The organism is Dactylosporangium sp. NPDC000244, assembly GCF_040300725.1.
Lineage (GTDB): Bacteria > Actinomycetota > Actinomycetes > Mycobacteriales > Micromonosporaceae > Dactylosporangium.
The window spans coordinates 124,270-151,093 of the sequence record NZ_JBEPEH010000012.1 but is presented as its reverse complement, the minus strand read 5'-3'; the positions used below and the strand labels follow the sequence as shown (position 1 = coordinate 151,093).

The window sequence follows — 26,824 nt, the reverse complement described above, 5'->3', positions numbered from 1 at the left end:
GATAACCACTTGGTTAGGTACGCGATGAGCACTGATCGGCTGAGTATGACCTTCGCGGCCCTCGCGGACCCGACGCGGCGGGCGATCCTCGCCCGGCTCAGCGCGGGCGAGGCGACCGTGAAGGAGCTGTCGGCGCCGTTCGCGATGAGCGGGCCCGCGATCTCCAAGCACCTGCGGGTGCTGGAGCAGGCGGGGCTGATCTCGCGCGGGCGGGAGGCGCAGTGGCGGCCCTGCCGGCTGGAGGCCGGGCCGCTGCGGGAGGTCGCCGCGTTCGCCGAGGAGTACCGGCGTTTCTGGGACGAGAGCTACTCGCGCCTGGACGCTTATCTGCAGTTTCTTCAGGACGACATCAAGGAGCCGGACGATGAGCACTGACACGCTGGGCGTGACCGGATTCGAGCTGGACGGCGAGCTGGGGGTGCGGATCACCCGGGTCGTGGCCGCGCCGGCCGGGCTCGTGTTCGACGTGCACACCAGCCCGGAGCACCTGCCGCACTGGATGGTCGGGCCGCCCGGCTGGACCATGGGCGTGTGCGAGATCGACCTGCGGCCGGGCGGCGCCTTCCGGTACGTCTGGAGCACCGCCGGCGGCGAGGAGCTGACGATCTCGGGCGCCTTCGAGGAAGTCGAACGGCCGCAGCGGCTGGTGAGCACCGAGGCCTGGGCGGGCTGGCCCGCGACCCGCAACACCCTGACGTTCACCGACCTCGGCGGCCGGACCCGGATCACGACCCACATCACGTACCCGTCGGCCGAGGCCCGCGACAACGCCCTGCAGAGCGGGATGCGCGAGGGCATGGACGCCACGTACGCGAACCTGGAGTCGTACCTGAACACGCGCACTGACGGCCGGTTCACCATGCGGCTGGAGCTGGTGCCGATCCCGGTCGCCGACGTCGACGCGGCCCGGGTCTTCTACGCCGACCAGCTCGGCTTCCACGTCGACCACGACATCGAGCCCGGCAACGGCGCCCGGATCATCCAGCTGACCCCGCCGGGCTCGGCCTGCTCGATGCTGCTCTCCAAGGGCCTGCCCGGCATGGACCAGGCGCCGGGCGTCGTGCACGGCCTGCACCTCGTCGTCGACGACGTCCGCGCGGCCCGGGAGGCGCTGCTCAAGCGGGGCGTCGACGTCGGCGAGGTGCAGGACATGGGCGGCATCCTCTACGCCGGGTTCGCCGACCCCGACGGGAACTCGTGGCTGCTGCAGGAGATCCCGCCGTCGGCGGCGACCTCGAGCGAGCCCCAGGACGTGCCGGCCACGTAGGGATAGCGGCCGGGGCGCCGGCCACGCGTCCAGGCCGTCAGCAGCGACCAGCCCGCCATGGCGCGCACGTAGTGGTCGCCGCACTCGATCTCGTTGAACGGGTTGCGGCGCGTGCCGTCGTAGCGGGCCCGCACGCCGCGGACGATCGCCAGGCCCTCCTCGTCGAGGCCCTCATACAGGCAGTGGGCCGCCACCTGGTACTCCACGCCGGTCCAGACCTCGTCGCAGTAGCGCAGCGGGACCGCCGGGCGCCCCCCGTGGGGCCAGGTGCAGACCACCAGCCCGGTCTCGTCGCCGTCGGCGAACTCCCGATAGCTGTGTTTCGCAAAGCCACTGCGGAGGTTGTACCGAACGATCGACCGCAGCGCCGAACGCACCCGGTCGACCGGCAGCAGGTGGCCGAGCCCGAGCTCGTGCGCCCACCACTGCCCGAGCAGCTGATCCGACAGGCACCCGCCGCCGAACGCGTAGAACTCGCCGTTCCACAGCAGCTCGTCGTACGCCTTCGAGGCGCGCTCGAAGCGCTCCCCGTACGCCGGGTCGTCCCCCATCTCGTGCATCGCCCGCAGCGCGGCCAGCCACAGCCCGCCGACGAACATGTTGGGCTCGTGCAGCGAGATGTCGTACGTGACCGGCTGATCCCCGCGCAGCACCCCGTCGCCGCCGGTGTCCCAGGTCTCGGAGACGTACGACATCAGGCGGACCAGCGAAGGCCAGACGGAGGCCAGCCACGAGGCACCGGCGCCGTCCTGCACCGAGCGGTAGGTCTTCAGCACCGCGCCCAGCATGCCGTCCAGCGCCGGACGCTCCGGCCCGCCGATCGGCACCCCGTGCAGCTGCGGGAGGTACAACGGCAGCACGACCCGGTGCGGGATCGAGCCGTCCGGGGCCTGGATGGCGAACTCGGTCTCGCGCATGTCCCGCCCGACGGACGGGAACAGCCGGGCCAGGGCCTGCTCGTAGTTGAGCACGTGGTTGCAGTTGAGCGGGCAGGAGCCGCCCGCGTCGCCGTTCCAGTTGCGGGTGGAGGCGCCCAGGGCGCCCTCGAACGCGTACGTGCGGCCGTCCGCGGTGCGGAACACGCTCGGCGAGCGAACCAGGGCCGGCTGGGCCGCGATCGTCTCCCGCAGCGGCTCGGGCAGGTCGCTGCCCGCCACCGCGTCGGCCCACGCGCGCGACGCGGCGTCGAGCCGGTCGCGATCGGCGAGGTAGGCGTCGAGCACGTCGAGGGCGCCGCCGAACCGGGTCGCGTAGTGGTTGCCGACCCAGAAGCGGGCCGGGCCGTACGGGTGCTGGGGGCCGAAGCGGTCGAAGTCGGCGTACCGGTTCGGGAACCACCACGCGTGCACGATGTCGATGGTCGTGGACTCCCCCGGCGCCAGCGCGAACGCGGCCGCGACGGCGGCGTCCCAGGTGTGCCCGGCCGGGCTCGGGCCGCTCGGCGCGCGCATCGGCGACGCGCCGGAGGCCAGGGCCGCGCGCAGGGCGGCGTCGGAGTAGTCGCCGAGCTGGGTCGGGGCGACGAGGCGGACGGTCTCGGCGAAGCGCAGCAGCGCGTCGGCGTCGTGGGCGCGCGGCAGGACGGCGGCGGGCGAGTCGGTCCAGAGCAGCAGCTCACCGGCGGCCGGGTCGTCCTCGGCCAGGCCCGGGTGGTCCATGAGCACGCCCGACTGGCCCGGCCGGCGCAGCAGCCGGTTGACGTTGCCGCCGTAACCCGCCCCGCGGGTGCCCCGGATCGGGGTCACGCCGTCCCAGCCGGCCGCGTTCTGCAGCGCGCCCAGCAGGAACCCGTGGCGGAACTCGGCGCTGTCGTTGCGGATCGTGAAGCGGAAGCGGACCAGCGGCAGCGCGCTCGCGTCGGCGTCGAGCGGCACGAAGGGCGTGTGCGCCTCGAGCGCGACGGCGACGGGCAGCGCCGGGTCGCGATAGGTGACGGTCGCGAACGGGTAGGCCGCCTCGAACGTCGTGTCGGCCACGAACGGCCAGCGCCAGGACTCCCCCGCGTCCGGCACGTCGGCGTCGGAGACGTTCGCCGCCGGGCGCGGGTGCGGCGCGATCGGCGCGGCGCGCAGCAGGCGCACGACGTCGTCCGGCGGTTCGAGGGAGGAGACCCGCAGCGCGAAGAACGAGTCCGGCAGCAGGCCCGTGTGGTTCGGCGGCCCGTTGAGCTGCCACTGCCGCAGCGCTCCGTCCCCGCACAGCGCCATGTGCCCGGTGCCGAGCCCGCCGAGCGGGAACGCCACCGCGCGCCGAGCGTCTCCGACGTACACAAGATCCTCCGCCTGTGAAGCAACTGTGTGAACCAAACCTGTGAAATCGATTTCACGGAAAGTAGATCCTGGCCCCCCGTCTGTCAAGACGCCCTAGAGTGTGGCTCCATGGCCACGATCTACGAGGTAGCGGCGCTGGCAGGGGTCTCGCCCGCGACCGTCTCGCGCGTCTTCAACGGCAACACCGTCTCGCCCGAGAAGCAGCGAGCCGTGCGCGACGCCGCCGCCAAGCTGGCCTTCACGCCCAACAAGACCGCCCGCCGGCTGCGCAAGCAGAGCTCCGAGGTGGTCGCCCTGCTCATCCCCGACATCGAGAACCCGTTCTTCACCGCGCTCGCCCGCGGCGTGGAGGACCGGGCTCAGGAGTCGGGCTTCTCCGTGGTGCTGTGCAACACCGACGACGACCCCGCCAAGGAGCTGCGCTACCTGCAGATCGCCGCGTCCGAGCAGATGGCGGGGGTGATCCTGGCGCCCGCCTCGGACGAGGCCGACCTCGGCGCGATCGCCTCGCTCGGCCGCCCGGTCGTGGCCGTGGACCGCACCACGCCCTACCCGGTCGACGCGGTCAAGGTCGACAACCGGGCCGCCGGCATCGCGGCCACGACGGCGCTGTTCGACGCCGGCTACCGCCGCATCGCCTGCATCGCCGGGCCGATCGGCATCGAGGCGACCGAGGACCGGTTCCTGGGCTGGCGGCAGGTCATGACCGCGCGGCGGGCCGCGGTGCCGGACGGTTTCCTGCGCCACGCCAACTTCCGCGCCGACGGCGGGCACGCGGCGATGCGGCAGCTCCTGGCCCTGCCGGAGCCGCCCGACGCGGTGCTGACCACGAACAACCTCATGGGCGTCGGCGCGCTGCAGGCGATCCTCGAAGCGGGCGTCGATCCGGCGAAGTTCGGGCTCGCGGTCGTCGGCGAGCTGCCGTTCATGTTCCTGACCCCGCCCGCCGTGGTGCAGGTCCGGCTGCCCGCCCGCCACCTGGGCACGACCGCCGCGACGATGCTGCTGGAGCGCCTCGGCGGAGACGCCCAGCCGCCCCGCACGATCGTCCTGCGCGCCGATCTCGCCCCGTGACTGCAATCGATACCAGCAGAGAAGTTCCCTGATCAGGGGCATCATGACGAGTCTGTGGAGGGGTCCTTGACGAAATCGATTTCTTGGACTTCACTGTGCCCACCGCACCGCCTCCCAACCGCCTCCCAATCCGAGAGGGACGCAGGCTCATGAACACCCCGTTACGCAAGTTCGCGCTGCTGTGCGCGACCGCCGCGCTCGCGGTCTCACCCTTGGCGGGCTGCTCGAACGACGACCCCGGGGCCTCCGGCGGCGACAAGTCGCTCGAGATCGTCTACTGGAACTACGGGCCGGCCGCGGAGTCCGGCAACAAGGCCACGGCCGACGCCTTCATGGCCGCCCACGCCGGCACCAAGGTGACGCTCACCCCCGTCACCGGTGAGAACTGGGGCACCTACTACGCGAACGTCGCCACGCTCATCGCCTCCGGCAAGCGCCCCGACGTCATGGTCATCTCGGGCGAGGGCGCCCAGTTCGTGCACGCCAACAAGCTCGTGCAGCCGATCAACAAGTACCTGGAATCCGACGCCGAGGCCAAGACGCTCACGGGCGACATCGCCAAGGGGCTCATCGACGGCTTCACGGTCAAGGGCGACGTCGTCACGCTGACGTACGGCTGGAACGACATGGTCGTCTACTACAACACCGACGTGTTCAAGCAGGCCGGCGTCGAGCCGCCGAAGGCCGACTGGACGTGGGCCGACTTCGAGGCGACCGCCAAGAAGCTCACCGCGGACACCAACGGCGACGGCAAGCCCGACCGGTACGGCTTCACGTGGGCCAGCAACGAGATCTTCCCCGGCATCATGCCCTGGGTCGCCAACGCCGGCGGCAACCTCACCAGCGACGACGTGTGCAAGGCGACCGCGGACTCGCCCCAGGTCAACAAGGCCGTGTCGTTCCTGCGCAACCTCATCACCGAGGGCGTCGCCCCCGCCCCGATGCCGATGAGCGACGTGTTCACCCGTTTCCAGAACGGTCAGGTGGCCATGTTCGGCGCCGGCCGCTGGCCCATCGCGACCTTCCTGCCCGCCGGGTTCAAGGCGTTCGACATCCAGCTGTACCCCAAGGGCGACACCTACAAAACGGTCTTCGGCGGGGCCGGGTACCCGATCCTGAAGTCCTCCAAGAACCCCGACCTGGCCTGGGAGTACCAGAAGTTCACGGTCAGCGAGGAGATCGAGAAGCAGTACGTCGGCACGCCCGACAAGCCCGGCGACTCCATCCCGTCGCGGCGCTCGCTCGCCCAGACGATCTCGAAGGTCGGCGTGCCGCCCGCGAACTCCGACCTCTACTACGACAGCATCGACAAGTACCCGACGCTCGTGCCGTACCCGGCGCCGGCGAAGTACAGCGCCTTCGAGTCGACCGTCCTGCGCCACCTGCAGCTCATCTTCGCGGGCGAGGCGAGCGTCGCCGACGGTCTCAAGAACATGCAGGGCGAACTGAGCAGCATCGTCACCTGCTGAAATGGCTGACCTCATGACAACTGGCACCATCCCTCCGGCCGCGGTCGTCACCGACCCCGGCCGGGGGGTCCCCCGCCGCAAGCGCCGGGACGGGCTCGCCGCCCTGGGGTTCCTGTCCCCGTCGATCGTGACGTTCCTCGTCTTCGTGCTCGCCCCGACCGCGGGCGTGCTGTACCTGAGCTTCTACGACTGGAACCTGCTCAGCGACGGCGAGTTCGTGGGCCTGGCCAACTTCGACCGGCTGGTGCACGACGAGCGGCTGCTCGGCGTGTACGGCTCCACGACCTACATGGCCCTGGCCATCCTCGCCGTGAACGTCGTCTTCGGCCTGCTCCTCGCGGTGCTGCTGGAGACGCGGATGCCCCGCTGGCTGCGCGGCTTCTTCCGGCTGTCGTTCCTGTTCCCGTTCGTCGTGTCGGCCTCGGCGGTAGCGCTGATCTGGCGGTTCCTGCTGAACAAGGACCTCGGCCTGGTCAACTACCTGCTCGGGCTGGCCGGCGTCGACCGCATCGACTGGCTCGGCTCCTCGGCCTTCGCGCCGGTGTCGGTGATCGTCGTGAACTCGTGGAAGACGATCGGGTTCTCGATCCTCGTCTACATCGCCGGGCTGCAGGCCATCCCCGATGCGCTCAAGGAGGCCGCGATCGTCGACGGGGCCAACGCCTGGACCCGCTTCTGGCGCATCACGTTCCCGATGCTCTCGCCGACGATCTTCTTCCTGGTCGTCATCAACACCATCAACTCGTTCCAGATCTTCGCCGAGCCGCGGGTGCTGACCCAGGGCGGGCCGGGCGACGCCAGCCGGACGATCGTGGAGTACCTCTACGACCGCGCGTTCGGCGACTTCGACCTCGGCTACGCCTCCGCCATCGGCATCACCTTCATGCTGGTGCTCATCGTGCTCACCGCGATCCAGTTCCGGCTCTCCAGAAGATGGACCTTTTACGAGTGAGCCGCATCCTGTCCCGCGTGGCGACGTTCACGATTCTCGTCATCGCCGCGCTCGCGATCACCGCGCCGTTCCTGTGGATCTTCCGGGGCGCGTTCTCGGGCTCGGACGCGGAGCTGTACCGGCTCCCGCCCACGTTCGACCCGGACAACCTCACCACGGCGAACTTCGGCAAGGTCACCGACCAGGTGCCGTACTTCCGCTTCTTCCTCAACTCGATCATCGTGTCGACGACGATCACGCTGGCGCAGCTCGTCACCTGCTCGACCGCCGGCTACGCGTTCGCCCGGCTGCGCTTCCGCGGCAAGGGCGTGCTGTTCGCGGTCGTCATCGGCTCGCTCATGATCCCGATCCAGGTGACGATCGTGCCGCTGTTCCTGGTCATGTCGAAGCTCCAGCTGACCAACACGCTGTGGGCGCTGATCCTGCCGGGCATCTTCAGCGCGTTCGGCATCTTCCTGCTGCGCCAGCACTTCCTCGCGCTGCCGTTCGAGCTGGAGGAGGCGGCGAAGCTCGACGGCGCCGGGCACCTGCGCACCTTCCTGCGGGTGATCCTGCCGCTGTCCGGCCCGTCGATCGCCACGCTGGGCATCCTGTGCTTCACGTACTGGTGGAACGACCTCCTGCTGCCGCTGGTCATGATCAGCGACACCGAGCGGCAGACCCTCCCGGTGGGCCTGGTGCTGCTGGCCGGGCGGTTCTCCACCGGCTCGCTGGGCACCATCGCGGCCGGCATCGCGATGGCGATCGTCCCGGTCCTGGTCGTGTTCATCGTGGCCCAGCGCTACATCGTGCAGTCGATCGCATCGAGCGGATTGAAACTCTGATGGACAACACCACCCTCCCCGCGCTCGCCTGGTCCGGCGCCACCGCCTTCTGGCACGAGCTGCCCCGCAACCTCGGCGCCGGGCTGCTGCTCGGGCTCAGCGCGGTGCCGCTCGGCGCCGCCCTGCTCACCGGCGCGCCCGGCTGGGTCGCGGCCGCGGCGACGCTGCCGGTGACCCTCGCGCTGACCGGGCTCGCCGCGCTCACCGCCGGCGAGGACCCGCGGCTGGCGGCGCTGCTGCGGGTCGACCCGGTGCTCGCGGCACTCCTCTCGGTCGCCGGCCTGGCGCTGCTCGCCCCCTGGGGCGTGGTGCCGGCCGCGGCCGTCCTGATCGTCGGGCCCTACGCGCTCGCCTACGGTGCGGTTCGGGGCAAGCGCGGCCTGGCGGCGCTGCGCGGCGGGGTCATCCTCGCCGCGTACCGCCCCGCCTGGGCCCTCACCCTGACCGGCCTGACCGTGCTGGGCGCGTTCGCCGCCGCGGCCTCGGCCGGCGTGCTCGCCCTCGTCGCCGCCCCGCTGCTGCTGACGATCGCGGCCCGCCAGACCGCCGCGCTGCTGGGAGAGATCGACGCGCTGCAGGCGACCCGATGATCCCGCTCACCGCGCACCTGCCCGACGGGCCGCTCTCGGTGGCCGCGGTACGGGCCGTCGACGACCGCTTGCGCGCGCTCGTCGAGCCCGCCGTCGCACCGCGGGTCGCCGGCGCGGACGGCGTGGCGCTGCGCGTGCACGGCACCGGGCCCGCCTGCGTGCTGTGGATCCACGGCGGCGGGATGTTCCTCGGCGCCGCCGAGTACGACGACGCGTTCTGCTGCGACCTCGCCGCCGCGCTCGGTGCCACGGTCGTGGCCGTGGACTACCGGCTCGCCCCCGAGCACCCGCACCCGGCCCCGCTGCACGACTGCCGCACGGCCCTGGCCTGGTGCGCGGCCCGCCACGAGCGGGTCGTCGTGGCCGGGGGCAGCGCCGGCGGCGGGCTGGCCGCGGCCCTGTGCCTGCTGACCCGCGACGAGGGCGGCCCCGCGATCGCCGCCGCCCACCTCTACTACCCGATGCTCGACGACCGCCACGAGACCCCGAGCGCCGCCGAGAACGCCGACGCCCCCGTGTGGAACCGGCGCCTCGCCGACGTGGCCTGGGAGGCGTACCTCGGCGGCCGGACCGCCGACGCCTACGCCGCCCCCGCACGAGCGGAAAACCTGCGCGGGCTGCCGCCGACCTACCTCGACACCGGCGGGCTCGACCTGTTCCGCGACGAGGACGCCGGCTACGCGCGCCGGCTCGCCGAGGCCGGGGTGCCGACGGTGTTCGAGCTGGTGCCGGGCGGGGTCCACGCGTTCGAGGTCTACGACCCGGCCGCCGAGGCCAGCATCGCCACCCGCGAGCGCCGCCTCGCCGCGCTGCGCCGCAGCCTGCGCGAGGACTTCCGCACGTGGTGACGATCTACGAGGTGGCGGCCCGGGCCGGCGTCTCCCCCGCGACCGTCAGCCGGGTGCTCAACGGGGCCAAGGTCTCCGCCGAGTCCGAGCGGCTCGTGCGGGCGGCCGCCGCCGAGCTCGACTTCACCCCCAACCGCACCGCCCGGCGCCTGCGCGGGCAGCACTCGGCGGTGATCGGCCTGATCATCCCCGACATCGAGAACCCGTTCTTCACGGCGCTCGCCCGCGGGGTCGAGAACCGGGCCCGGGCGGCCGGCTTCTCCGTGGTGCTGTGCAACACCGACGAGGACCCGGACCGCGAGGCGACCTACATCGACATCGCGCTCGCCGAGCACATGGCCGGCGTGATCCTGGCCCCGGCCGACGACGCCAGCGACGTGAGCCGGCTCGTCGCGCACCGCCGGCCCGTCGTCGCCGTCGACCGCAGCCTGGCCCGCGCCGACGTCGACGCGGTCACCGTGGACAACCGGGCCGGCGGGCGCTCCGCGGCCGAGTCGCTGTTCGCGGCCGGCTTCACCCGGGTCGCCTGCATCACCGGGCCGAGCTCGGTGGAGACCGCGCAGCTGCGGATGGCGGGCTGGCGGCAGGCGGCGGCCCGGCACGCGGGCGAGGACTACCTCGAGGACCTGCTGCGCTACGCCGACTACCGCGTCGACGGCGGCCGGGCGGCGATGGCGGAGCTGCTCGCGCTGCCCGAGCCGCCGGACGCCGCGGTGGTGGCGAACAACCTCATGGCCGCGGGGGCGCTCGACGCGCTGCACGACGCCGGGCTCGCCCCGCCGGGGTTCGGCCTCGCGGTCTTCGGCGACCTGCCGTTCGCGTCGTTCGGCCGCCGCGGCATCCGGGTCGTGGACGTGCCGGCGCGCGAGCTCGGCGAGGCCGCGGCGACCCTGCTGCTGGAGCGCATCGGGGGCGACGCCGGCCCCGCCAAGACCGTGGTCCTGCGGACGAGGGAGCAACGATGACCCTGTTTCTGGGCGTCGACATCGGTACCTCCAGCAGCAAGGGCGTCCTCGTCGACGCCGGCGGGGCCGTGGTGCGCACCGCGGTGCGCGAGCACGACGTGGACCGCCCGCACCCGGGCCACGTCGAGATGGACGGCGCGGTGTGGTGGGACGAGTTCGTCTCCCTCGCCGAGGAGCTGACCGCGGGCGTCACCGTCGCCGCCGTCGGGGTCAGCGGCATGGGGCCGTGCGTCCTGCTCACGGACGCGGCGGGCACCCCGGTGCGGCCGGCGGTGCTGTACGGCATCGACACCCGCGCCACCGCCGAGATCGAGTCGCTCACCGAGCGGCTGGGCGGCGCCGACGCGATCCTGGCGCGCTGCGGCTCGGTGTTGTCCTCGCAGGCGGTCGGCCCGAAGCTGGCCTGGCTCGCCGCGCACGAGCCCGCGGTGTCCGCCCGTGCGCGCCGGCTCTTCATGCCGGCGTCGTGGCTGGCGTACAGGCTGACGGGCTCCTATGTCCTGGACTTCCACTCGGCCAGCCAGTGCACGCCGCTGTTCGACACGCACGCGCTGGACTGGCACCGGCCCTGGTCCGAGCTGATCGCCCCGGGCCTGGAGCTGCCGCCGCTGGCCTGGCCCGGCGACGTGGCCGGCACCACCGCGCGCGCCGTCGCCGGCATCCCCGCGGGCACCCCGGTCATCACCGGCACCATCGACGCGTGGACCGAGGCCGTCAGCGTCGGCGCCCAGCGCCCGGGCGACCTCATGCTCATGTACGGCACCACGATGTTCCTGGTCGCGACCGTCGACCGGCTCGTGACCAGCCCGGTGATGTGGGGTACCGTCGGCGCCTTCCCCGGCACCCGCAACCTGGCCGGCGGGATGGCCACGTCGGGCGCCGTGACGTCGTGGCTGCGCTCCATCACCGATGCCTCGTTCGAGGCGCTGCTGGCCGAGGCCTCCGCGTCCGGCCCGGGCGCGCGCGGGCTGCTGATGCTGCCGTACTTCGCCGGGGAGCGCACCCCGATCCAGGACCCGGACGCCCGCGGGGTGATCGCCGGGCTGACCCTGTCCCACACGCGCGGCGACCTGTACCGGGCGGCGCTGGAGGCCACCGCGTTCGGCGTGCGGCACAACGTCGAGGCGCTGCGCGCGGCCGGCGCGGACATCTCGCGCGTGGTGGCGGTCGGCGGCGGCACGCGGGGCGGGCTCTGGACGCAGATCGTCTCGTCGGTGACCGGCCTGCCCCAGGTGGTGCCCCAGGTGACGGTGGGCGCCTCCTACGGCGCCGCCTTCCTGGCCGCCTCCACGCTTTCCGAGATCGACATTGATGCATGGAATCCGCCGGCTGCCGTCGTAGAGCCCTCCTCGCAGGCGGAGTACGACGAGCTCTACGCGCTCTACCTCGGCCTCTACCCGGCCACCCGCACCATCGCCCACACGCTCGCGGCCCGCCAGCGGCTGCTCGCGTGACATCTCCCGGAGGACCCCGATGAGCACCTACACCCTCCCCGCCGCACCGTCCCGCCCGGCCGCCGAGCCGAACACCGCGTACCTCATCGCCAGCGGCGACCTGCGCCCCGCCGCGAACCGAGCCGGCTGGCCGACCCAGGAGCGCATGGAGGCCGCCGTGGCCGCCGCGCTGGCCGAGCTCGGCTGGACCGTGCGGCGGGCCCACGACTACGACCCCGAGGCCGGGCACGGGTTCATCTCCAGCCAGCGCATGGGGCTGGAGGTGTTCAAGTCGATCCCGCCGGACGCGCCGCTGATCGTGGCGGAGGCGGTGTGGCAGTACAGCCACCACGTCCTCGCGGGCCTGCGGACCCACCGCGGCCCGATCCTCACCGTGGCGAACTTCGCCGGCGACTGGCCCGGCCTGGTCGGCCTGCTGGGCGTCAACGCCGGGATGGCGAAGATGGGCGTGGCCTACTCCACGCTGTGGTCGGTCGACTTCACCGACGAGTGGTTCCGGTCCGGCCTGCGCTCGTGGGTCACGACCGGCTCGGTGCCGCACGACGCCTCGCACGTGCGCGACCTTCCGGCGCTCGCGGACGGCCCCGAGGTCGCGCTGGGCCGGGCGCTGGCCGGGCAGCTCCTCGCCGACAAGGCCATCATCGGCGTCTTCGACGAGGGCTGCATGGGCATGTACAACGCCATCATCGACGACGAGCTGCTGAACCCGATCGGCATCTACAAGGAGCGGCTCTCGCAGTCCGCGCTGTGGGCCGAGATGCAGCGGGTTCCCGACTCGGAGGCCGACGCCGTGGGCGCGTGGCTCTCGGCGGCGGGCATGACCTTCCGGCTCGGCACCGACGAGGCCACCGAGCTGACGCCTTCGCAGCTGCGGTGGCAGTACAAGATGTACGTCGCCGCCCTGCGCATCAGCGACGACTTCGGCCTCGACGCGGTCGGCATCCAGTACCAGCAGGGCCTGAAGGACATCTGCCCCGCCTCGGACCTGGCCGAGGGCCTGCTGAACAACGTCTCCCGCCCGCCGGTGACCTCCCGCGACGGCTCCCGCGTGCTGTGGGACGGCGCCCCGCTGCCCCACTTCAACGAGGCGGACGAGGGGGTGGCGGTCGACGCCCTGGTCACGAACCGGATCTGGACCGCCATGGGCCTCGACCCGGCGACGACCCTGCACGACGTCCGGTGGGGCGAGGACTACGACGGCCGCTTCGTGTGGGTGTGGGAGATCTCGGGCTCGGTCCCGGCGTCACACTTCGCCACGGGCTACGCGGAGGCGGTCGGCTGGCGGCAGGACCCGGTGTACTTCCCGCTCGGCGGCTCGACCATCAAGGGCATCTGCAAGCCGGGCGAGGTGGTCTGGAGCCGCGTCTTCGTCCAGGGCGGCGCGCTGCACGCCGACCTCGGCCGCGCCTCGGCCGTGTCCCTGCCGGACGAGGAGTCCCGGCGCCGCTCGGAGGCCACGACCCCGGCGTGGCCCATCATGCACGCGGTCCTGCACGGGGTGAGCCGCGACCAGTTCATGGCCCGGCACAAGGCCAACCACCTGAACGTGGCCTACGCCCCGGACGCCGCGACCGCGGACAAGGCCCTGCTGGCCAAGGCCGCCCTGCTGTCCACACTGGGCGTGGAGGTCCACCTCTGCGGCGACGTGAACCTCTAGCCACCGCCGATAGGGCCGGCCCGGGGACCCGGACCGGCCCTATCGCGAGACCGCCCGAATGAGCGCGGTCATGATGGACACGAACCCCTTGATGATGGCGATCGTCAGGCTGAACATGCCCGAGATGAGCGAGATGACGATGCCCACTGCGACTCCCAAACCGTCGGCGCAACCGTAGAAAGGCATCGTCGCGGCGTCCGGCGCGGCTGACCATCGCCCGAAGCGATCGCCACCGGCCCCGCGCGACGGACGCATTCCGGCAGCGATCTCCCGACGCCGCCGTCCTGACCGTGTGCGTCAGGACGGCGGCGGCGGGTCGAGGCTGAACGCGCCGACCGGCAGGGAGAGCGGGAGCCAGAACACCCACCCGGGCGGAGCCGGTTGCCACGAGGGATCCGGGCGCCAGCCGACGGGCGGCGCCCATCCCGCCGGCGGCGAAGGCCAGCCGGGCGCGGGGCGGAAGCGCCAGCAGCCGGATCGTCGGCAGGTACTCGCCGCTCATCTTCGGCGTGAGCGTGCCCGCGACGCTGCCGTTCACCCGCACCTCGACGACGGTACGGGTCGTTCGCGCTGCCTGCTCGACCGGCACCGCCCGGCGGCAGACTGGCCGGCACGATGAGGTGCGGCTCGGCGAGATCGAGGCGGACGGAGCCGACAAAAGCGAAGGCGGTCCTGGGCCCGGCCGTCGTCGGACTCGTGGTCATGGCGGTACCCGCCCCAGACCGCGCATTCACCTGCGGCAACTAGCCCTGGCCGACGAGGGCCGTGAGGATCGGGAAGCAGGCCCGCGGCTCCTCGCGCGGCAGGTGGCCGACAACGCCGCCGCCGCATTTGACCACGACCACCTTTGCGTCGCGGGCGTTTGTCGGTTCGGGCAGCAGTTGTGCCGCCATCTCCAGCTCGGCGCCGTCCTCGCCGACCGTGGACGGCAGGAGCCGCCGTATGTGCTCGGCGTAATGCGACTCGCCAACAACGTCGCGGCCCGCCCATCCACGCTGTCCCCCCAAGGTCGAACGGCTGCATTCGCGCAATGGTGGGGCCGGCCTAAAACGGACTATCATAACACGATCTCGGTCAATCCGTGCGATTTCAAGCCGGGAGTCGAGGTGAGACGGCTCGGCCGGTGCTGCCGGCCGGCCACCGTCGTTCAGGCCCGGGCGTCCAGGATCTCGGCGATCTGCAGCATGCGCGGGTCCGCCGTCAGGTCCTCGAGCTTCAGCGGCAGCGGAATGCGCCAGTTCGGGTACTGCTGCGAAGTCCCCGGCAGGTTGGGCTGCCGCGGTTCGCCCAGCACGTCGTACGGCGACGCGAGCAGGATGCGGCACGGCGTGCGGGTCAGCAGCTTGTGCATCGCCACCACGAGTTCGGCGTCCGTGCTCGTCTCGTCCGCCAGGCCCTCGGCGCTCAGCAGGGCCAGCAGCGCGGCCCGGTCCTGGCCCGCCGCGGCCTGCTCCTCGGGCACGGGGCGGGTCAGCACGCCGGCCGCGGCGCGGGCGTGGACGTGCTCGCCGGTCAGGAAGCCCGTCGCCGTCGGCAGGTCGTGGGTCGAGATGCTCGCCATGGCGTTCGCGGGCCACTGGGCCGGCGGGATGAAGGCGCCGTCCTCGTCCCGCGTGAACCACAGGACCGCCGAGCCGAGGATGTTGCGCGCCTGGAGGGTCTCCGTGACCACCGGCTCCACGGTGCCCAGGTCCTCGCCGACCACCACGGCACCCGCGCGGACGGCCTCCTCGATCAGGACGCCGAGCATGGACTCGGCGTCGTAGTGCACGTAGGCGCCCTGGGCCGCGCCGTGGCCCGGCGGGATCCACCACAGGCGCCACAGGCCGGCCACGTGGTCGACCCGCAGGCCGCCGGCGTGCTCGAAGATGCCGCGCAGGAGGTTTCGGTACGCCTCGTAGTCCGTGGCCGCCAGGCGATCCGGCCGCCACGTCGCCAGGCCCCAGTCCTGGCCCTGCTGGTTGAACGCGTCCGGCGGGGCGCCGACCTTCGCGCCCGCGGCGATCACGTCCTGCAGGGTCCACGCGTCCGCGCCGCCCGGGTCGATGCCGACCGCGAGGTCGTGGACGATGCCGACCGCCATGCCCGCCGCGGCCGCGTTGGCCGCGGCGAGCTGTTCGGCGCAGCGGCGCTGGAGCCAGACGTGGACGGCGGCCCGCTTCGGGTCGGCCGCGGCGTACGCGGCGGGGCCCGGGCGGCGCAGCTCCTGCGGCCACTCGCGCCAGTCGACGCCGTGGACCTCGGCGAGCGCGGTGTAGGTGGCGAAGTCGCGCAACGCCGGCTCAATATCCGAAATGTCCGAAAGGTCGCCAGCGAGCAGCTCCAAGGCCGACCGCTTCGCGCGCCACACGGTGTCGTAGTCGATCAGGTCGGCCGAGGCCGGGCGCAGCGCGTCGACCCGCGAGCGCAGCTCGGCATCCGCCGATCGGTACTCGGGCAGGTCCTCGACGCGCAGGTAGACGGCGTTCACGAAGCGGCGCGAGGACGGCGAGTACGGCGACGACGGCATCGGGTCGACGGGCGCCACGGCGTGCAGGGGGTTGACCAGGATCGCACCGGCGCCGGTCAGGGCCGCCCAGCGCGCGAACACGGCCAGGTCCGCGAAGTCGCCCACGCCCCAGGAGGCGGCGGAGCGCACACCGTACAGCTGGATCATCCATCCCCACGTGCGCGGCACCTCGGGCAGCGCGACGGGTGCGGCGGCCGGCGCGACCCCGGCACCGCGCGGCTCGAGCAGGGCCATGACGGACCGCACGACCTCGGAATCGATGTCGACGCGCCGGTGACCGGCGGTCTCGTACCAGGTGGCGACACCCCGGGCCGCGGCCTCGGCGGCCAGGGACTCATCAGACATAGGCGACACGTCGCCAGTCTTACCCCAAGGCCGTGATCACGAAGCGGCGAAACGCGTAAGGTCGTGATCGCGAAGCGGCGAAAACGCGCAAGGCCGCGATCACGAGGCGGTGGCGACCGGACCGGCGGCAACGCGGTCGCGCAGCACCAGGCTCGGCACCGACTCGGCGCCCACGAGCTGTAATGCCTGGCGCACCCCGCGGCCGCAGCGCACGACCGTGTGCCGGTGCGGGCGCGACGCGGCGAAGCGGACGATGTGCGCGGCCCCGGCCGCGTCCACGAAGTCGAGGTCGCTCGCGTCGAGCATGACCACGGAGTCGGCCGCCGCCACCAGCTCGAGAATCGACGGCAGCGACTCCGCGTTCGAGGCGTCCAGCTCCCCGGTGAGCCGCAGGTGTGCGCCCCAGCCGCCCAGCGTGAACGCCAGCAGCGGCCCGGGGTGTACCGCCCCGATGCGCGCCAGCAGCTCCTTGCCGAACCGCCGCCGGTCGTAGAGGCACAGCCCCGTCACGCGCGGGTCGCCGAAGAAGCGGTTCACCTGGTGCTCGTAGGCGAACAGGTCGGTCGGCGTCCACGCGGGCCGGTCGGTCCAGGTCATCTCGGCGGCCACGCAGAGCGCCGGCCACCCGCCCCGCAGCGTGCCGTCGACGAGCCGGCCGAGCAGGTCGAGCATGTCCGCCACGCCGAACAGCGGGCCGCCGAAGCTCCCGAGCGGGGCACCGGTCTGACCGGTGTCGTAGCGCACCGTGCTGAGCTGCCCGGGCGCGGCCCCGATCACGTCGGCGGCCAGTGCCTGGGCCAGGTCGGCCGAATCGGTGTCGAGGAATATCACAACGCGGTGACCAGCGGTGACGGCGCGTTGCGCGAAGTCGGTCAGCAGCCCGCGGATCTCGTGGTCGCCTGAGTAAGACAGCGTCACGTGCCTGCCGAACAACGCCGTCCCAAGCTCCCGCACGGGCAACACTTTACGACGTGCAATGCCGTGCCGTGAGTGCCGCAGGCGTGAATGCCCGACTTGCTCTACTCAACCCCTCGGCGTGTCGCTACTCAGCCGTACGCGGCCATGTCTCAGAGCCGCGGCGCGTCGTCCGCCTTGTCGTCGGCGAGCGCCGCCGGGCCCAGGATGAGCGGGTCGGGCGTCCCGACGAGATCGGAGTCCTTGTTGGCGTAGTCGAACCGGCTCAACACGTGCCGCATCGCCTCGAGCCGCGCCCGCTTCTTGTCGTTGCTCTTCACGACCGTCCACGGCGCGTCGGCGGTGTCGGTGTAGAAGAACATCGCCTCCTTGGCCTCGGTGTAGTCGTCCCACTTGTCCAGCGACGCGAGATCCATCGGCGACAGTTTCCACTGCCGCACGGGGTCCACCTGCCGGATCAGGAACCGGGTGCGCTGCTCGTTGCGCGAGACCGAGAACCAGAACTTGACCAGCTTGATGCCGGAGCGCACGAGCATCCGCTCGAGCTCGGGGGCCTGACGCATGAACTCGAGGTACTCGGCCCGGTTGCAGAACCCCATGACCCGCTCGACCCCGGCCCGGTTATACCAGGACCGGTCGAAGAGGGCGATCTCGCCGGCGGCGGGCAGGTGCTGGACGTAGCGCTGGAAGTACCACTGCGTCGACTCCCGCTCGCTGGGCTTCTCCAGCGCGACCACGCGGGCGCCGCGCGGGTTCAGGTGCTCCATGAACCGCTTGATCGTGCCGCCCTTGCCGGCCGCGTCGCGCCCCTCGAAGAGGATCACGAGCCGGTCGCCCCGGTCCTTGATCGAGTTCTGCAGCTTCAGCAGCTCGATCTGCAGGAGACGCTTGGTGCGGTCGTACTCCGCGCGCGTCATCCGCTCGCCGTAGGGATAGTCCTCCCGCCACGTGTCGACCGGCTGACCGTCCTTGCGCAGCAGCACCGGGTCGTCATCGTCGTCGTCCTCGACCAGGTAGTCGTCGAGCGAGAGTTCCGTCATCCTTTCGATGTACCCCAAGCCCCGGCATTTGACCACTGCCGGGGCCTGAACAGCGGGCAACGAACAAGATCACTGGTACCCGCGGATCTCCTTGAACGCCGCCGGCAGTGAGGCCGTGCGGGCGTCGAAGGTGCGCCCGCCGGTGAGGTCGGCGATCTGCTGCATCTCGGCGACGTTGCCCTCGCCGAAGAGGATCGTGAACACGGGCACCTTGGCCAGCTGCGGCACCCGCGACCTGAACGCGTCCAGGCGCGAACCCGCGGTGACCTCGCCGTCGGTGAGCAGCACGATCGACGTGAACCGGTCCGGGTCGTCCTTGGCGAGGGCCGCCGCCTGGTCGTAGGCGGTGAACAGGGCGTCGTAGATCGCGGTGTCCCCGGACACCTTCAGCCCGGCGGCGTAGCCCCGGATCTGATCCAGCGTCGGCTGGAAGTTGTCCTCGGGCACGTCGAACCGGCTCACCTGGCCGGGCTTCGTGCTGAACGGGATCATGAGCACCTGCTCGCGGCCGTTGAACCGGCTGAACTGCCCGGACAGGCTGGTGTCGGCGCCGGTGAGGCCGATGAGCGCGTTCTTGAGGCCCTCGATGCGCTCGCCCTTCATCGAGCCGGACAGGTCCAGCACGTAGATCGTGCGCGCGGGCTTGCGCAGGTCGTCGCCGAACGCCCCGATGAGCGCGTTGGCCGCCTCCAGCTTGCCGGGGAAGGGCAGCTCGGGCAGGCTTCCGCCACCCTTGGGGCCGAACTCGGGAGCCAGAGCCAGATTCGGTACGGCGGGCCGCCGCCACGTGCGCGCCATGATCTCCTGCTGCACGCTCGGCCGGCGCAGGTAGTCGGCGATCGCCGCGTAGTTCGTCTTCGTCTGCTCGGGCACTCCCGCCAGCAGCGTCAGCGGGTAGTCGGCGGTGACGGCGCCGTCGGACGGGTACACCACGGAAAGCTTCTCGGGAAGCTTGCCGGAGGCGTTGAGCGACAGGATCACCGACTCGTAGTTGACGAGCCCGTCGACGGCATGGTCGTTCTTCTCCACGGCGTTCTTGGTGAACGCGTCGGCCAGCCAGCCCGACGAGCCCGCGGTGAGGTTCTGCCCGGCGAAGAAGGCCCGCAGGCGCGGGGTGAGCGGGGCGATCTGCTCGGTGCCCAGGGCCGCGCCGGTGCCGGACAGGGCCGCGGCGACCCCGACGAGCGCGGAGAAGCCCGAGTTCGAGCTGGCCGGGTTCGTCATGCCGTAGGTGAACTTGTGCTCGCCCGCGGCGACCGCGATCTCCGACCAGGTCGGGCGGTGCTCGACCCAGCCCAGCTGCTTGGCGACGGACTCGCGCAGGCCGAGTACGACCGGCGAGGTCGCGACCTTGGTGGCGGTGCCGATCTTGTCCCCGGCGCCGGGGTGCAGCTGGAGGTACCGGTTGCTGGCGAACCAGATCGCGTCGTAGCTCTTGGCGGCGTTGCCCGACACCACGTTCTCGACGCCGTCGAGGGTGCCGGTGGCCTGGAGCTTCACCTCGACCCCGGTGGCCTGGCGGGCCTTGTCGAGGATCGGCTGGAGGTCGGCGAGCTCGCTGCCGGCGAGGACGCGCAGGGTGCCGGAGCCCTTGAGGAACGGGCCCTCGCTGGCCGCCGGTTCGGACCCCTTCGGCTTGCTGGTGCACGCGCCGAGCAGGAGCACACCAGCCAGGGCCGCGACGCCGAGCCTCCTCATGCCATTTTCTCCTCAAGCCGAGCCAGCAGGCTGTGCTGGGTGTCGTAGTCGGGGTCGGGCACGGCGCCGGCGATGGAGTCCGGCAGGGCGGCGTCTCCGGGCCGTACCTTGGCAAAAACCGGCGCGGTCAGCGTGCTGTCCGCGGTCCGGAAGCCGTGCTTGGCCGCCAGGCGCTGCAGCTCCTGGTCGCTCGCCAGGAGCTTGGCCACCGTGACGCCGTCCGCGCTCAGCGGCACGATCGTGTGCTCGCACATGAGGGTCGGCGTGGGGTACAGCACCGTCTGCCCGTTGGCGAGCCCCTGGTTGACCGCGTGGTCGACGAACTGGGCCTCGTAGATGAGCACCATCGGCGCGAAGTCGGTCCCGCGGCGCAGGTAGCTCTCGAACGGCTCCTCGCTCGTGGTGTCCACGGCGCCCTGGTCGGTGAAGAGCTTCGCGACGGCGCCGAGGTCCCCGCCGGTGACCTTGTCGAGCAGCGCGGCGAACATCGCCGCGGAGTTGGAGTCCTCCGGCCGCGTGGTGGCCACGAGCACGTTCTGCGCGACGGGCCGCGTCGTGTTGCCGGGGATGTCGGTCCACTTCAGGTTGCGGCGGTTCGCGTCGACCAGCGCCTTGAGGTCCAGCCGCCAGACCTGGGCGCTGTCGCGCTGGGCCAGCTTGGCGCTGCCCAGCAGGTCCACGATCGGCTGGAAGGTCGCGACGGCCAGCGGGGAGGAGAACACCACGACGTTCTCGCCCTTGGGGTCGGCGTGCCGGCGCACCTCCTCGGCGGCGGCCTTGCTGCTGGGGAAGGCGAAGTCGTACCCCGTCGTGCGCGTGACCATCTGCCGGGACCCGGACGCGTCGGCGCGCACCGCCCAGCCGTGCCGGGCCAGGGCCGCCTTCACCGCGGGGTCGTCGAAGAACGGCTTCTTCTCGGAGCCGACGATCGCGGTGAGCTGCTTGACGTCGCCCCCGCCGGGCCCCTCGCCGCGGCCGAGCAGGTGCCCGGCGACGGCGCCGGCGACGACCAGCACGAGCGCCAGGACGATCAGGGGTCCGGTCCGTTTCACGCCCCGATCCTGCCCTATTCGGTCAAGCTTCGTCCGTCAATGTCCTGTTCAGCCGGCGTTCATTTCGTCCACAGTGGAGCACCGCCGTGTCGGCCGCATCACCCTGCGTCGCGAAGTGCGTGGAATGCTTCATCCGAACGGCCGAGCCTCGCCGCCGACCGGCTGGCCAGGGCCTTAATCCGCCTTGCTCGATGTCATACTGCCCGTCGGTCAGGGGGAGGGTGGCGCGGATGGGACGGCATCAGACGACGGGCGGCCCGCTCGGCGTGGTCCTGCGCGGGCTGGTGCTGCTGCTCGCCGTCGGGCTCCTCGGCGGCGCCGGCTGGTACGTGCTGCACGACAAGTCCGCCGGCGACGACGGCAGCCAGTGCCCGACCACGCTGCGGGTCGTGACCGCGTCCTCGTTCTCCACCGTCGTCTCCGCGGCCGGCCGGACCCTGCGCGCCGGCAAGGACTGCATCCAGCTCGACGTCACCACCGCCGACGGGCGCCCCGCGGCCGGCCAACTCGCCCAGGTCAACGCCGACGTGTGGATCCCCGACGACGCCAGCTGGGCCACGATCGCGGCGCCCGGGCTCCTCGCCGCCACGGCCAAGGACAGCCCCGCGCCGACGCTCGCGACCTCGCCGATCTTCATGGTCACCGACGAGGCCACCGCGGCGAAGATCAAGGGCGGGCAGGACGGCGGCTGGCTGGCCCTCGCCGAGCTGCTCGACGCGAAGTCGTCCGGCGTGCGCCTGGTCGTGCGCGACCCGTCGCTGTCCGGCGACGGCCTGGTCGCGGCCGGGGCCGTGGGCGAGGCGGTCTGGCTCAAGGAGGGCATGGACGCCTCCTCGCTCGCGCTGAACACCACCCTGGCGGTGACCCGCACCGTGACCCACGACCTGGCCGCGACCCCGGACGAGGCGGGCGAGGTCGGGCTGGTTCCGGAGTACGCGCTGCTGCCCATCATGAACCTCGCGCGGACCCGCACCTATCTGGCCGGGGCGGACCATACGGCGCTCATGCGGTACACCTGGCTGCCCATCGCCGCCGCGGCCCGTGACCCGAAGCGCGCCGCGGCCCTCAAGCGCCTCCTCGACAGCTTCGGCAGCACCGACGTGCGCCAGGCCGTCAACGCCGCGGGCCTGCGCGGCCCCGGTCAGGTCCGCCCGCCCTTCGAGGGCGGATCCGCCCTGCCCGAGCCGACCGCGCCGCCGTTCGACGTGCTGGCCGCCCACCACGTGCAGCACGTCTTCGCGACCTGGGACCCCGAGGACCGCCGCAGCAACCTGCTCATCGCCGTGGACATGGCCGGCTCGGGCAACGGCGCGAGCCCGGCCGGCTCCCCGCCGGGCAAGCAGGCCCCGATCGACGTGCTCAAGGCCGGCTGCCGCGTGGTCGGCGACCTCATGCCGGTCGGCTCCCGCCTGGGCCTGTGGGAGATCAGCCCCGGCCAGCCCGGCGGCTACCGCAAGCTGCTGCCGTCGGACCGCCTGGACGACACGTCGAAGGCCGCCTTCACCCGCTCCGTGAACACCCTGACCACGCACAAGGCCGGCCCGGGCCTGCTGGACACGATCGTCGCGGCGTACCAGTCCGTGCGCGACGACTGGCACGACGACATGTTCAACCAGGTCTTCATCCTGACCGACGACGCGAACAAGGACAGCGCGAACGCGGCCGCGGTGTCGGCGATGGTCGAGAAGCTCAAAGGACTCCAGGACCGCGAGCGCCCGGTCACGATCAGCGTGGTCGTGCTCGGCAAGAAGGACGCCGCGGACCGTCTGAAGACCGCGCTGCAGCCGCTGGGCGCGTACGTCGACAACGCCCAGCAGGTCGACGACGTACAGGCGGCGTTCATCCACGTCGTGGCGGGCGGCCTGCACGAATAGCCCGGCCACGTTGACGCCCTTTGATAGGAAGGGGCAACGTCGGCGAGCGTGCCGCCCCGGGGATCGGCGGCGCCGCTCGCGACGCGGGAGGGGCCCCGCGGCGCGCGCCGGTGGACATCCACCGGCAACGGGGGCGCGCCGCGGGCCACTACGCACTCCGCGCTCGGCCCGCCGCCTACCGCCAGGACCCGCAGATCAGCGGCGCGGTCCCGGCAGCGGCGCGGCCGATGCTCCTGACGGACGCACCCGACCTCGACGCGACCTGCGTCGGCGGGTTGGCGTCGCTCGGCGGGCCGACCAGCCCGCCGCCGCGGCGACGGTTGCTCGGCGGTCAGGAGGGCGTGGTCGGGGAGTCCAGCCAGGCGTTGATCAGGGACGTGAAGTCGCGGCCGGTCTGGCGGTTCACGAACGCGATGAAGTCCGCTCGCGACTTCGCCGTGCCCGCGTTCGACGACGCCCATGCCCGGCCCAGGGCGAAGAAGCGCTCGTCGCCGAGGGCCTTGTGCAGCTGCCGCAGCATCAGGGCCGGGCACACGTAGACGTTGTTCTCGGCGAAGCTGTCCGCTCGCGGGTGGCCCGGCGGGCCGATGCGCCCGCGCAGGTCGGCGTCGGCGGAGCGGGCCGCCTGTTCCCAGCGGGCCATCGCCACCGGGTCGGACTGAGTGCGGTACAGCTGCTCGACGTAACTGGCCCAGCCCTCGTTCAGCCACACGTCCTGCCAGGTCGACGGGCCGACCGCGTCGCCGAACCACTGGTGGGCGAGCTCGTGGACCAGCACATCGGGGGCGCCGGTGCCGTGGGCGACGTCGGCGCCGACGGTCATCATCTGCTGGGTCTCCATCGCCGACTGCGACGGGACGAGGACCACGCCGGTCGAGGGGAACGGGTACGGGCCGAAGCGGGTCTCGAGCCACTGGACGTACGCCGGGAGCTGCCGCAGCGCCTCGAGCTGGCCGGCGTTGTCGGAGGGGCGGGTCCACAGGGTGATCGGGAGGTTGTTCGGGCCCTTGAGCTCGGTCTTCGTGTACTGGCCGACCGCCAGCGTGGTCAGGTAGGACGCGACAGGCGTGGCCGAGGTGTAGCGGAAGGTGGTGCCCGAGACCGGGCCGGGCGTGCCGCTCGCGACGGCCGACCAGCCCTGCGGGACCGTGACGGCGATGTCGTACAGCGCCTTGTCCGACGGCTGGTCGTTCGCCGGGTACCAGGTGCTGGCCCCGTACGGCTCCTGCATCGTCCACAGCTCGCCGCCCGGGGTCACCGTCAGGCCGAGCGGCTCCACGTCCCCGCGGTGCGAGGGCATCGCGACGGTCGTGGGAGTCCCGCTGTACCCCACCGCCAGCGTCGCCACCGCCCCCGCCGGCAGCGCCTTGTCGACGACGAGATCGCCGTCCGCGACCCGGCCCGTCGCGGTCGCTCCGTCGATGCTGATGGAGCTCAGGGTGTACGCGCTGGAGAAGTCGAGCCTGACCGAGTCCACGGCGTGCACGGCGCGGACGCGGATCGTGGCGGTGCCGGTGAGCGTGCGCGGCCCGGGTGCCCAGGTCAGGGCCAGGTCATAGTGCAGGACGTCGAGCGCGGGGTTGCCGTAGGCCGGGTAGATCGGGTCGGCCACCGGCGACGAGGTGCCGTCGCGGTTGCTGTGGTCCTGCACGGTGGCGCTCGGGCTGGTGATGGGCAGGCCCTGGGCGCGCGGCGGCTGGGGCGTGCAGCCGGTGACCAGCAGCACGGCCGCCGTCAGCACCCCAAGCGCGCGTCGCACCCGACGAAGACTAGCCGCAGCCGAGGGCGGTGCGGAGGGTCGCGAGGTTGGAGTGCATGGCCGTGAGGTACGTCTCGCCGTCCTCCACGCCCTCGATCGGGTCGAGCACGGCCGCCCGGGCGCCGATCTCGCGGGCCACGGTCTCCGAGAGCTTCGGGCTGACCAGCGACTCGAAGAAGATCGTGGTGACGCCGCGCTCCTTCGCCAGCCGGGCCACGTCCCGCACGCGCTGCGGTCCCGGCTCCTCGTCCGGGTTCAGGCCGGTGACGGGGACCTGGGTGAGCCCGTAGCGCGCGGTGAGATAGCCGAACGCCTCGTGACTGGTGACCACGTCGTGCCGGACGCAGTTCGCCAGTCCGCGGCTGTACTCCCCGTCAAGCTCCCGCAGCCTGCCCTCCAGCCCGGCGGCGCGCTCCCGGAACTCGGCGGCGTGGGCGGGGTCGGCCTCGGCGAGGCGGTCCGCGACCTTGCCGGCGATGGTGGCCAGCCGCATCGGGTCGAGCCACACGTGCGGGTCGGCACCGTGCAGGGCGGCGACGGTGGACACGTCGAACGTCTTGGCCTTCTTCTGCAGGTCGGCGCCCTCGTCGACGGCGGGCTGGAAACCTCGCAGGTACAGCACCAGGTCCGCGTCCTCGAGCGCCGCGAGCTGGCTCGGCTGCAGCTCGAGGTCGTGCGGCTCGGCCCCGGCCCGGGTCAGGTTCTCCACGGCGACGCGGTCGCCGCCGATCTCCTCGGCGACGAACTGCAGCGGATAGAACCCGGCCACGACCCGCACCCGGCCGTCGTCGGGCTGCTCGTGCACGGCGCATCCGGCGAGCGAGACGAGGGCCGCGCAGAGCACTGCCGACGCCCTCCACCGCATGCCCCAAGTCTCCCGGGGATGACAACCATTGTCAAAAACGCATGGATTCGGCCGCGCGTCCCGGCACGTCCCGGCACGTCCCGGCTCAGTCGCGGCGATGCGCTTCCACGCGGGCCGCCATGAGGCTGGCCGCAGGCCGTCGCGAGTCCGGGCCGCAAGTAGGGCGCCCACACAGGCCGTCACAAGCCCGGCCACGGGCCGGGCGGCGTCCGCGCGCAGGCCACCGCGAACCCGGCCGCAAGCCGAGCGCCCGCGCGCAGGCCATCGCGGGCCGGGCGTGGGCTGGGCGTGGGCTGGGCGTCCGCGCACAGGCCACCGCGAACCCGGCCGCAAGCCGGGCGCCTGCGCGCGAGGCGGCCCGCCGCACGCCGACGCGGACGATCACCGCTCCGGCGCCAATCAATCCCCGCTGCCCCGGTCCGGCCGCCTGCGAGGCGCCCTCACGGAGGGCGACATCGACGCCAAGAGGCCGCCCGCACCGCCCGCGCGAGGGCGGAGGAGCGGGCGGCCCGCAAATGGCCGCAGCAAATTGCACTGATGTCGGATTTATACCCTGGCGGGTGATAAATCCGAGCATGTCGTGGCGCGAAGCGCCCGACATGTCGGGAAAACCCCCCGCGTCAGAGCAGCTCGCGCAGCGCCTCAACCAGCAGCCAAACGCCGAAGATCGCGAACAGCGCCGCGGCCCCGTACTTGATGGCCTTCTCCGGCAGGTGGCGCCCCAACTGCCGGCCGACCACGATCGCCAGGGCGTCCGCGGCGACCATGCCGACCGTCGAGCCGATCCAGGTGCCGAGCCAGCCGTGCTGGGTGGCGAGCGTGATCGTGGCCAGCATCGTCTTGTCGCCCAGCTCGGCCAGGAAGAAGGACACGCCCACGGCGATGATCGCGGAGCGGGTGGTGCGCTCGGCCTTGCCGCGCTCCTCCTCCGTCAGCCTGTCGCCGCGCAGGGTCCAGGCGCCGAAGGCGAAGAACGCCAGCGCGGCCACGAGCGAGATCCAGGCGGTCGGCAGGGCGGCCCCGAGGCCGTAGCCGACGGCGACGGAGACGAGGTGGACGACCGCCGTGGCGATGGTGATGCCGATGAGCACCGGCACGGTGCGGAAGCGGGTGGCGAACGTCAGCGCCATCAGCTGGGACTTGTCGCCGAGTTCGGCGACGAAGATGACGCCGAAGCTGATGGCGAGGGCGGAGAGGAACGCGCTCAAGGTGGAACCCTTCCCGGGACGGACCGGGAGGCGAGGGCGGACGACCTCGACCCGGCCGTCCGACTTGTGAAAACACAGCCGACAGCGAGGCCGAAAGTCTCGTCCGCTTCCGAGAACGGAAGCCGCACGGCCGGGCCTGAAACTTCCAGCGCCAGTATGTCGACCGGGCAGTTGAGGACTACTCCCCTT

Annotated in this window: 22 protein-coding genes; 12 read left to right on the top strand and 10 right to left on the bottom strand. The window is 72.3% G+C overall.

The window, feature by feature from the left end:
- Nucleotides 1–24: 24 nt before the first annotated feature.
- A complete protein-coding gene (locus tag ABT369_RS18915) occupies nucleotides 25–375 on the top strand; it encodes an ArsR/SmtB family transcription factor (RefSeq protein WP_350613505.1) in 351 nt (116 codons plus the stop codon).
- The gene (locus ABT369_RS57990) at nucleotides 365–1,267 is read left to right on the top strand and encodes an SRPBCC domain-containing protein (protein WP_502891782.1); all 903 of its coding nucleotides are present in this window, start codon (nucleotides 365–367) and stop codon (nucleotides 1,265–1,267) included. Before ABT369_RS18915 ends, ABT369_RS57990 begins: the two co-directional genes overlap by 11 nt.
- Here ABT369_RS57990 and ABT369_RS18900 read toward each other — a convergent pair.
- Nucleotides 1,165–3,510 (bottom strand): GH116 family glycosyl hydrolase, encoded by a 2,346-nt coding sequence (locus ABT369_RS18900; protein WP_350613503.1) that lies wholly within the window; start codon nucleotides 3,508–3,510, stop codon nucleotides 1,165–1,167. The two genes, ABT369_RS57990 and ABT369_RS18900, sit on opposite strands and share 103 nt — an antisense overlap.
- A gap of 135 nt (nucleotides 3,511–3,645) precedes the next feature.
- Here ABT369_RS18900 and ABT369_RS18895 point away from each other — a divergent pair, with 135 nt between their 5' ends.
- The 9 genes from ABT369_RS18895 to ABT369_RS18855 all read left to right on the top strand — a co-directional run bounded on the left by ABT369_RS18895 (nucleotide 3,646) and on the right by ABT369_RS18855 (nucleotide 13,370).
- A complete protein-coding gene (locus ABT369_RS18895; protein WP_350613501.1) occupies nucleotides 3,646–4,611 on the top strand; it encodes a LacI family DNA-binding transcriptional regulator in 966 nt (321 codons plus the stop codon).
- A gap of 149 nt (nucleotides 4,612–4,760) precedes the next feature.
- On the top strand, nucleotides 4,761–6,080 hold the full coding sequence (locus tag ABT369_RS18890) for an ABC transporter substrate-binding protein (RefSeq protein WP_350613499.1): 1,320 nt from the start codon (nucleotides 4,761–4,763) through the stop codon (nucleotides 6,078–6,080).
- 13 nt (nucleotides 6,081–6,093) lie between these two features.
- Complete coding sequence (locus tag ABT369_RS18885; protein ID WP_350613498.1) at nucleotides 6,094–7,032, top strand: carbohydrate ABC transporter permease; 939 nt, start codon at nucleotides 6,094–6,096, stop codon at nucleotides 7,030–7,032.
- Nucleotides 7,029–7,856, top strand: a complete 828-nt coding sequence (locus ABT369_RS18880) for a carbohydrate ABC transporter permease (protein WP_350613496.1) — start codon at nucleotides 7,029–7,031, stop codon at nucleotides 7,854–7,856. Before ABT369_RS18885 ends, ABT369_RS18880 begins: the two co-directional genes overlap by 4 nt.
- Complete coding sequence (locus ABT369_RS18875) at nucleotides 7,856–8,446, top strand: hypothetical protein (protein ID WP_350613494.1); 591 nt, start codon at nucleotides 7,856–7,858, stop codon at nucleotides 8,444–8,446. Before ABT369_RS18880 ends, ABT369_RS18875 begins: the two co-directional genes overlap by 1 nt.
- Nucleotides 8,443–9,294 carry an alpha/beta hydrolase gene (locus ABT369_RS18870; protein WP_350613492.1) on the top strand — a complete coding sequence of 284 codons (852 nt, stop codon included), beginning with the start codon at nucleotides 8,443–8,445 and terminating at the stop codon, nucleotides 9,292–9,294. Before ABT369_RS18875 ends, ABT369_RS18870 begins: the two co-directional genes overlap by 4 nt.
- Nucleotides 9,288–10,259 (top strand): LacI family DNA-binding transcriptional regulator, encoded by a 972-nt coding sequence (locus ABT369_RS18865; RefSeq protein WP_350613491.1) that lies wholly within the window; start codon nucleotides 9,288–9,290, stop codon nucleotides 10,257–10,259. The genes ABT369_RS18870 and ABT369_RS18865 overlap by 7 nt, the downstream gene beginning before the upstream one ends.
- Complete coding sequence (locus ABT369_RS18860; protein ID WP_350613489.1) at nucleotides 10,256–11,713, top strand: FGGY-family carbohydrate kinase; 1,458 nt, start codon at nucleotides 10,256–10,258, stop codon at nucleotides 11,711–11,713. The genes ABT369_RS18865 and ABT369_RS18860 overlap by 4 nt, the downstream gene beginning before the upstream one ends.
- 19 nt (nucleotides 11,714–11,732) lie before the next feature.
- Nucleotides 11,733–13,370, top strand: a complete 1,638-nt coding sequence (locus tag ABT369_RS18855; protein ID WP_350613488.1) for a fucose isomerase — start codon at nucleotides 11,733–11,735, stop codon at nucleotides 13,368–13,370.
- A gap of 743 nt (nucleotides 13,371–14,113) precedes the next feature.
- On the opposite strand, the gene ABT369_RS18850 is transcribed toward ABT369_RS18855, so the two are convergent.
- The 6 genes from ABT369_RS18850 to ABT369_RS18825 all read right to left on the bottom strand — a co-directional run bounded on the left by ABT369_RS18850 (nucleotide 14,114) and on the right by ABT369_RS18825 (nucleotide 20,929).
- The gene (locus ABT369_RS18850; RefSeq protein ID WP_350613486.1) at nucleotides 14,114–14,377 is read right to left on the bottom strand and encodes a hypothetical protein; all 264 of its coding nucleotides are present in this window, start codon (nucleotides 14,375–14,377) and stop codon (nucleotides 14,114–14,116) included.
- A gap of 140 nt (nucleotides 14,378–14,517) precedes the next feature.
- Nucleotides 14,518–16,224, bottom strand: coding sequence for a 4-alpha-glucanotransferase (malQ, locus tag ABT369_RS18845; RefSeq protein ID WP_350613484.1), 1,707 nt, complete (start codon nucleotides 16,222–16,224; stop codon nucleotides 14,518–14,520).
- A gap of 99 nt (nucleotides 16,225–16,323) precedes the next feature.
- Nucleotides 16,324–17,178 carry an MEDS and STAS domain-containing protein gene (locus ABT369_RS18840; RefSeq protein WP_350613483.1) on the bottom strand — a complete coding sequence of 285 codons (855 nt, stop codon included), beginning with the start codon at nucleotides 17,176–17,178 and terminating at the stop codon, nucleotides 16,324–16,326.
- Between the two features lie 113 nt (nucleotides 17,179–17,291).
- Nucleotides 17,292–18,179, bottom strand: a complete 888-nt coding sequence (gene ppk2 / locus ABT369_RS18835) for a polyphosphate kinase 2 (protein WP_350613482.1) — start codon at nucleotides 18,177–18,179, stop codon at nucleotides 17,292–17,294.
- A 69-nt stretch (nucleotides 18,180–18,248) separates the two neighbouring features.
- On the bottom strand, nucleotides 18,249–19,877 hold the full coding sequence (locus ABT369_RS18830) for a VWA domain-containing protein (protein ID WP_350613481.1): 1,629 nt from the start codon (nucleotides 19,875–19,877) through the stop codon (nucleotides 18,249–18,251).
- The gene (locus tag ABT369_RS18825) at nucleotides 19,874–20,929 is read right to left on the bottom strand and encodes a hypothetical protein (RefSeq protein ID WP_350613479.1); all 1,056 of its coding nucleotides are present in this window, start codon (nucleotides 20,927–20,929) and stop codon (nucleotides 19,874–19,876) included. Before ABT369_RS18825 ends, ABT369_RS18830 begins: the two co-directional genes overlap by 4 nt.
- Before the next feature lie 230 nt (nucleotides 20,930–21,159).
- Here ABT369_RS18825 and ABT369_RS18820 point away from each other — a divergent pair, with 230 nt between their 5' ends.
- Nucleotides 21,160–22,803 (top strand): hypothetical protein, encoded by a 1,644-nt coding sequence (locus tag ABT369_RS18820; RefSeq protein WP_350613477.1) that lies wholly within the window; start codon nucleotides 21,160–21,162, stop codon nucleotides 22,801–22,803.
- Between the two features lie 331 nt (nucleotides 22,804–23,134).
- Here ABT369_RS18820 and ABT369_RS18815 read toward each other — a convergent pair whose 3' ends face one another.
- From ABT369_RS18815 to ABT369_RS18805, 3 genes are all read right to left on the bottom strand, one after another.
- Nucleotides 23,135–24,562, bottom strand: a complete 1,428-nt coding sequence (locus tag ABT369_RS18815) for a M1 family metallopeptidase (protein WP_350613476.1) — start codon at nucleotides 24,560–24,562, stop codon at nucleotides 23,135–23,137.
- Nucleotides 24,563–24,572: 10 nt separating this feature from the next.
- Nucleotides 24,573–25,427: a metal ABC transporter substrate-binding protein gene (locus tag ABT369_RS18810; protein ID WP_350613475.1), complete on the bottom strand. Its 855-nt coding sequence runs from the start codon at nucleotides 25,425–25,427 to the stop codon at nucleotides 24,573–24,575.
- 620 nt (nucleotides 25,428–26,047) lie between these two features.
- On the bottom strand, nucleotides 26,048–26,635 hold the full coding sequence (locus ABT369_RS18805) for a TMEM165/GDT1 family protein (protein WP_350613473.1): 588 nt from the start codon (nucleotides 26,633–26,635) through the stop codon (nucleotides 26,048–26,050).
- Nucleotides 26,636–26,824: the final 189 nt, after the last annotated feature.

Bases quoted from the DNA above. Each gene is read 5' to 3' on its own strand.
- ABT369_RS18915 (WP_350613505.1), top strand. From the start codon at position 25: ATGAGCACTGATCGGCTGAGTATGACCTTCGCGGCCCTCGCGGACCCG.
- ABT369_RS57990 (WP_502891782.1), top strand. From the start codon at position 365: ATGAGCACTGACACGCTGGGCGTGACCGGATTCGAGCTGGACGGCGAG.
- ABT369_RS18895 (WP_350613501.1), top strand. From the start codon at position 3,646: ATGGCCACGATCTACGAGGTAGCGGCGCTGGCAGGGGTCTCGCCCGCG.
- ABT369_RS18890 (WP_350613499.1), top strand. From the start codon at position 4,761: ATGAACACCCCGTTACGCAAGTTCGCGCTGCTGTGCGCGACCGCCGCG.
- ABT369_RS18885 (WP_350613498.1), top strand. From the start codon at position 6,094: ATGACAACTGGCACCATCCCTCCGGCCGCGGTCGTCACCGACCCCGGC.
- ABT369_RS18875 (WP_350613494.1), top strand. From the start codon at position 7,856: ATGGACAACACCACCCTCCCCGCGCTCGCCTGGTCCGGCGCCACCGCC.
- ABT369_RS18870 (WP_350613492.1), top strand. From the start codon at position 8,443: ATGATCCCGCTCACCGCGCACCTGCCCGACGGGCCGCTCTCGGTGGCC.
- ABT369_RS18860 (WP_350613489.1), top strand. From the start codon at position 10,256: ATGACCCTGTTTCTGGGCGTCGACATCGGTACCTCCAGCAGCAAGGGC.
- ABT369_RS18855 (WP_350613488.1), top strand. From the start codon at position 11,733: ATGAGCACCTACACCCTCCCCGCCGCACCGTCCCGCCCGGCCGCCGAG.
- malQ (WP_350613484.1), bottom strand. From the start codon at position 16,224: ATGTCTGATGAGTCCCTGGCCGCCGAGGCCGCGGCCCGGGGTGTCGCC.
- ppk2 (WP_350613482.1), bottom strand. From the start codon at position 18,179: ATGACGGAACTCTCGCTCGACGACTACCTGGTCGAGGACGACGACGAT.
- ABT369_RS18830 (WP_350613481.1), bottom strand. From the start codon at position 19,877: ATGAGGAGGCTCGGCGTCGCGGCCCTGGCTGGTGTGCTCCTGCTCGGC.
- ABT369_RS18820 (WP_350613477.1), top strand. From the start codon at position 21,160: ATGGGACGGCATCAGACGACGGGCGGCCCGCTCGGCGTGGTCCTGCGC.
- ABT369_RS18810 (WP_350613475.1), bottom strand. From the start codon at position 25,427: ATGCGGTGGAGGGCGTCGGCAGTGCTCTGCGCGGCCCTCGTCTCGCTC.